At 68.0% G+C, this 5,929-nt stretch carries 5 protein-coding genes and 2 pseudogenes; 4 read left to right on the forward strand and 3 right to left on the reverse strand.

The features are described 5' to 3' along the window. Window positions 1-74: 74 nt before the first annotated feature. A complete protein-coding gene (locus ACFV9O_RS39330) occupies window positions 75-1,049 on the reverse strand; it encodes a GlxA family transcriptional regulator (RefSeq protein WP_385427624.1) in 975 nt (324 codons plus the stop codon). Window positions 1,050-1,209: 160 nt separating this feature from the next. On the opposite strand from ACFV9O_RS39330, the gene ACFV9O_RS39335 reads away from it, so the two are divergent. Beyond that, window positions 1,210-1,797, forward strand: a complete 588-nt coding sequence (locus tag ACFV9O_RS39335) for an isochorismatase family protein (protein WP_385427626.1) — start codon at window positions 1,210-1,212, stop codon at window positions 1,795-1,797. Between the two features lie 239 nt (window positions 1,798-2,036). On the opposite strand, the gene ACFV9O_RS39340 is transcribed toward ACFV9O_RS39335, so the two are convergent. Continuing rightward, window positions 2,037-2,273: a hypothetical protein gene (locus ACFV9O_RS39340; protein WP_385427629.1), complete on the reverse strand. Its 237-nt coding sequence runs from the start codon at window positions 2,271-2,273 to the stop codon at window positions 2,037-2,039. 303 nt (window positions 2,274-2,576) lie between these two features. Here ACFV9O_RS39340 and ACFV9O_RS39345 point away from each other — a divergent pair. Next, a pseudogene (locus ACFV9O_RS39345) lies at window positions 2,577-2,873 on the forward strand (PAS domain-containing protein); the annotation flags it as partial. 3 nt (window positions 2,874-2,876) lie between these two features. Beyond that, window positions 2,877-4,139 (forward strand): SpoIIE family protein phosphatase, encoded by a 1,263-nt coding sequence (locus ACFV9O_RS39350; protein WP_385427635.1) that lies wholly within the window; start codon window positions 2,877-2,879, stop codon window positions 4,137-4,139. A gap of 499 nt (window positions 4,140-4,638) precedes the next feature. Here the strand turns inward: ACFV9O_RS39350 and ACFV9O_RS39355 are convergent, their stop codons facing one another. Then, entirely contained in the window at window positions 4,639-5,487 is an 849-nt protein-coding gene (locus tag ACFV9O_RS39355) for an alpha/beta fold hydrolase (protein ID WP_385427632.1), read from the reverse strand. Between the two features lie 209 nt (window positions 5,488-5,696). Between ACFV9O_RS39355 and ACFV9O_RS39360 the strand changes: the two are divergent. Further along, window positions 5,697-5,837: pseudogene (locus tag ACFV9O_RS39360) on the forward strand (MarR family transcriptional regulator); the annotation flags it as partial. Between the last annotated feature and the right edge of the window lie 92 nt (window positions 5,838-5,929).

Below are 5,929 nucleotides of genomic sequence, written 5' to 3' on the forward strand. Positions count from 1 at the left end.
CCACCCCATAGGGGTGTCTGGACGGAGGAGCCCACCCAGCAGCCAGTTGGGCACTACCTCCAAGCCCGGTCCCTTCAGGGCCGGGTCAAGTTGACTTTCCGCCGGAACGCGCGGATCAGGGTGTCGGGTGTGTTGAAGCCGCACGCCGAAGCGACACGTTCGAGGGTGTCGTCCGTGGATTCGAGCTGGTTCCGTGCCACTTCGACGCGGGCCGATTCGATGTAGGCGGCGGGGGTCATGCCGAGTTCGGTCTTGAAGTTGCGGGTGAGCTGCCGTTCGCTGACGTGGACGTGCTCGGCGAGGTCGGTGACGGTGAGGTGGTCGGCGATGTGCAGCGTGATGTAGTGGCGGATGTCGTCCATGCGGCGGGTGGTCGAGACGGGTTCGATCGGGACGCTGAACTGGCTCTGCCCGCTGGGGCGTTTCAGGTACATGACGAGCTGTCGGGCGACACGCAGTGCGACGGCCTCTCCGAAGTCTTCGGCGACGAGAGCGAGTGACAGGTCGAGGCAGGCGGTGATGCCGGCTCCGGTCCACACGTTGTGGTCGCGGATGAAGATGGGGTCGGCGTCGACCTCGACCGCCGGGTGGTCGGCGGCGAGCTGCTGCGCGGTGGACCAGTGGGTGGTGGCGCGCTTGCCGTCGAGCAGGCCAGCGGCTGCCAGGAGGTGCGCCCCCACGCACACGGACGCGACGCGCTTGGCCCTGCCTGCCAGCTCCTTCACCCAGTGGACCACGGTGGGGTCGGTGATGGCGTGGACGCGGCGGTTGCCGTCGACCTCGACCGAGCCGGGAACGATGAGGGTGTCGATGCTGCGCGTGGATGCTTCCTGGAAGGTGATGTCGGGGAGGATACGCACCCCGGCGGAGGTGGTGGTGGTGGTGGTGGTGACGGGGCCCATGGTCTCGGCGGCCAGAACCACGTGGTATCCCCCTGCGTTGCCGGTCTCCCGCTGCAGCAGGGCGAACACTTCCGGCGGGCCGGTGACGTCGAGAAGGTCGACGCCGTCGAAGAGGAGCACGACGATGAACCGGTTGAGGCTGCTCAAGGGGTGTCCGTCCGGTCGGGGGCCGTGACACGACACCAACCAGGTGTCGGTATCTGCAAGTTACATGACATTGCCGCCATGCCGGGTGGGTTCGTAGCGTGGGCGGTGCGCCATCGCACGGCGGCGCTGACCTGCTGATACGTAACCGAGAAGGTGCGGCATGCCTACGACAACCCTGCGGGAACTCAACGGATTCGACCAGACCCCGGCTTCGCTGGCCGGTGCGACGCTGATCCTGGTCGACTACCAGAACACCTACACCCGCGGTGTGATGGAGCTGGAGGGGTGGCAGGCCGCGCTCGACGCTGCCGCAGCGCTGATGGCCCGGGCCAGGAAAGCGGGTGCGAAGGTCGTCCACGTCATCAACGACGGCGGCGAGGGCACCCCGTACGACATCCGTGCCGAGATCGGCCAGATCCACCCCAGCGCGGCGCCCGTCGAGGGCGAGCAGGTCGTCGTGAAGACCACGCCCAACGCGTTCCACGAGACGAACCTGGGTGAGCTGGTGGACGGTGCCGGGTACAATGTCGTCATCGCCGGTTTCATGACCCACATGTGCGTGCAGTACACGGCGTCCGGCGCGTTCCTGCGCGGCAACCGGCCGACCGTGGTGGCGAATGCGTCGGCTACGCGTTCCCTGCGGGCGGCGGGTGTCGAGGTGCCTGCCGTACAGGTTCACGACGCTGCGCTGGCGACGATCGAGGACCTGTACGGCGTGGTTGTTCCGTCGGCTGCTTCCCTGGGTTGATCCCCCTCCCCGTCCCCGTCCACCTGGAGGAGCCCCGCTGCTGCTCCTGCTGGCCCTGGCCATACCCGAACCGCCTTCGGCCTGCCGGCCGCCCGTCCCGGCTTCGTGAATCACACAGGCACCAAGACAGTCACCGCCGGCACAAAGGACGAGAAGAAGGCGCTCGCCTCACCCGTACGTTGCGGACACATCCCGGCCCCGCCTGCTTCGGTGAAGCGGGCCGGGCCCCGCACACACCATCAGACCCTCGCGGCGGGCGACCGCCGGGAGGGCCTGGTGCGTGAGAACGGGCGGCCCTGCCACTGGACGACGCCACCGGTGTTGCCGGAGGACGCGACGAAGGCGATGCCGGGGTCGTTGAAGACGGTCCAGGTGGTGGCGGACTCGTTCCACATTGCGCGCCGTCGCCCCCAGCCCCAGTCCAGTCCTTCGACCACCTCTCGGCACCGCACCGGGCCCGCATGACCGGTGAGCACGCGGAGGACCTCCTCGGTGAACGAGTGGCTTGCCGACGAAGTCGAAGCGGGGCACAAGGCCGTCTCTGCTTGTGCCGACGGCACAGCGAAGCCACTGCTCGCTCGTCTGTCGCGGCCCTGGAGCTGATCCTCATCACCTCACCGAAACTCCGACGTCGGACCGCAAGCACGCAAAGCTGAAGAAGGTGTCCGGGTGATCCCGGTGGAGGTCCGATCCGGTGGTGTCCAGTCCAAGGGGAAGCTTCGGTGGCGACGTCGTATCGTCGTCGTGTACGAGTTCCCTCTCCCGACGAGGTCGGTTAGATGGGCACCTTGGATGGGGCATCCTCCGCCCGCACCTCGGAATTCTCTGGCGGCCCGGCTGCGTTTGTGGTGGACGCCCGAGGGCTGGTGTCCGCGTGGAGTCCGGCGGCCGAGCGTCTTTTGGGCTACGAGACGGCTGAGGTCGTGGGTCGGCCGGTGGCCGAGCTTTGGGAGGAAATCCCGTGGGACTCCCCCCAGCAGATGTTGTCAGCCGCTGGGGCCGGTAGCGCCCCCTGGCTTGCTGCTGTCCTCATCCATCGGCAGGGTCATCCTGTGCCCGTCACACTTACGGCCTGTTCCGTGACATCCGTCATACCTGGCAGCGAGGGGACGGTGATCCTGGCGACTGCCGGTTCTCTGCCGGAGAACCGTGAATACCGTGAAGACACGTCGGTCCAGAACTCGCTTCACCACCGGGAGCGCAGTGCGGCGGTTGCCCTGAGAAGGCGCGCGGAGCCCGCTGATACACCGGAACACAGCGCAGCTGAGATCACTCGCTCGTACCTACCCGCGCGCAGCGGCACGGGTGTGAATGGCTCCTGGGTTGATGTGATCTCGCTGCCCGGTACGCGTGTCGCTTTTGTGGCGGGCGATGTCCCAGTTTCCGGTATGCAGGCCACCGTGTGCATCGGACTGATCGGCTCCGCCGTCCGGGCTCTGTCGGAGCTGGATCTCGCACCTGAGGAAGTGCTTGCTCGGATGGACGACATCGTGGCGCGCTATGCCGCAGGCGAGCGCAACAAGTGGTCCCTGTGGTTTGTGGAACGACTGGTCGGCGCGACGTGCCTCTACGCGGTGTACGACCCCATCGCGCGCCGCTGCGTCATGGCGAGCGCTGGGCACCCCCCACCCGCCGTCGCTGATCCGGACGGATCCATCCGCGTCCCCAAGCTGCCCAGCAACAGACCCTTGGGCATGGGCGAGCCCGTCTTCGAGCCGCTGGACTTTGAGCTCGCCGAAGGGAGCACTCTCCTCTTCTACGCCGGCGGTCTGGTGCGGGCATGCGGCACGGACAATGCTGTACCTGGGCTACTCCGCAGAGCCATGGGGCGCAGCGGCCCGTCGATCGAGGACGCCTGCCGGGTCACCGTCGACGCCGTGACGCCGCTCCTGGCGGCCGAGGACGACCTGGCGCTCCTTGTCGTTCGGACGCGCGCGCTCAGGGGCGACCGAGTGGTTACCTGGGAGCTGCCGCGAGACCCGGCCGCCGTCGCCAGCATTCGCTCCCTCGTCCTCCAGCAACTCGACCAGTGGGGCCTCGGGCACCTTGACTTCACCACGGAGCTGATGACGAGCGAACTGGTCACCAACGCCATCCGCTACGGCCGTGAGCCGATGAGGCTGCGGCTGATCCACGACCGGACCCTGATCTGCGAGGTGTCCGACGGCAGCAGCACCTCTCCGCACATCCGCCGGGCGAGTGCCACCGACGAAGGAGGGCGCGGCTTGTTCCTCGTGGCCGAGTGCTCGCAGCGCTGGGGTGTGCGCTACGCCGACCAAGGCAAGACCATCTGGGCCGAACAAGTGCTCAAGGCTGAAACTACTCCTGAGTTCCTGCCGTAGCAGCATCAGCCGTTCGAGTTCGAACCATCGGCGGATCCGGCTGCCTCCACGTGGGCCCTGGCCCACTGGCCGGCCGAACAGATCGCTGACGGCTTCCCCGGTCCCGCGACCGACGCGGACCTGATCCGGGTCGCGGCAGTCGAGGAACTCGACTGACCACCGGAGCTGCGGCCCATCGCCTTTGTGCGACGTCGAGCTGTGGGACTCGAGAACTCGAAGCTCACCGGGGAGGAGATCACCGGTGATGCCTTCCGCACGGTTGACGAACTGCTCCGAAACCGGCCGTCGGCAGCAGCTCCGATGCGCTGAGCGTTCGTCAAGCGGCGGGAAGCCGGGCGGCCATGGTCCGGCCCCTCGCGTCTTCCTCGCGGGCGGGGCTCGTCGTACGCCGGGCGGCACAGCGAAGCTCCCGGCGGGGAAGGCCGAATCTCATCGTCCTTCTGCCGGGAGCTTTGTCGCGCTGTCGGACCGGTGGGAGCGCGTGGCGGTCGTGCCGGGGTCAGCGGACGGTGGCGTGGGCGGCCTGTTCGATCAGGCGGGTGACCGCGCCGGGGTGGGAGAACGTGACGGCGTGGGAGGAATTGATCTCGACGGTGTGCGCGTGGGCGCGCTCGGCCATGAAGCGCTGCGCGTCCGGCACGATGGCCTTGTCCTGGGTGGTGATCAGGTCCCAGGAAGGGATGGTCTTCCAGGCCGCCTCGGTGGGCTTGTCGCCGAAGACCGAGGCGGCGACCGGGCGCTGGGTGGCGGCCGCCAGGTCGGTGAGCGACTTCGGCACGTCGGCGGCGAACACGTCGTGGAACTTGTCGGCCTTGACGTACAGGTCGGTGCCGGTGCCGCCGCCGGGGAGCGGGAAGGGCACGGCGTTGAGGGCCGAGGAGAGTTCGGCGCCGGGGAACTTCTCGCCCAGTTCCGCCGGGGTCTCGCCCTTCTCGGGGGCGAAGGCGGCGATGTAGACCAGCGCCTTGACGTTCGGGGCGTCGGCGGCGGCCTGACTGATCACGGAGCCGCCGTAGGAGTGGCCGACGAGTACGACCGGTCCGGGCACGCTCTTGAGGAAGCTGTGGAGGTAGTCCGAGTCGTTTGCCAGGCCGCGCAGCGGGTTGGCCGGGGCCACGACCGGATAGCCGTCGTGCTGCAGGCGCTTGATGACGCCGTTCCAGCTGGAGGCGTCGGCGAAGGCGCCGTGGACCAGGACGACCGTGGGCTTCTTCTGGACCGGGTGGTGCGTGGCCTTGGCGGCATTGGCCGGAGCCGTGGCCGTCAGCGTGAGCGCCGCGACGCCTGCGGCGGCGGCCAGCACGGCGGTGTGCTTGCGGGTGGGGCGGAAGGCGGTCTTGAGGTTCATGGTCGTTCTCCTTCAGGTACGGCGGGGTACGGCGCTTGACGTCGCCCGGGTCCGGCATTTCTGCGGCGCCCGCCCGAGGCGACGTCAAGAAACCTAGCCCCCATGTAACTTGTGCGCAAGTTAATCGTGAGCGAGACCATAGCCCACGTGGGAGTTGGTGCAATGCCCTCTGAGGTGACCGAGCAACGACCAGGGAAGGGGAAGGAATCGTGGGTGACGACAGCCGCGCTCCCGACCCCGGGGAGCCCTCACTGCTGCTGCTCGACCAGCTCCGCTTCACCCCGTACGCGGCCTCGCGTGCAGTCACCGGCGTCTACCGGCCCCTGCTCGACGCGATGGACCTGACCTACCGTTCCTAAAGACTGAGCGGAAGTGAGTCCTGTTGCCAGAACTCATGCTCAGCCGAACGCCCCGAACGGTGTTGGGCGTTCTGGTCCCCCGC

The organism is Streptomyces sp. NPDC059909, assembly GCF_042730885.1.
Taxonomy (GTDB): domain Bacteria; phylum Actinomycetota; class Actinomycetes; order Streptomycetales; family Streptomycetaceae; genus Streptomyces.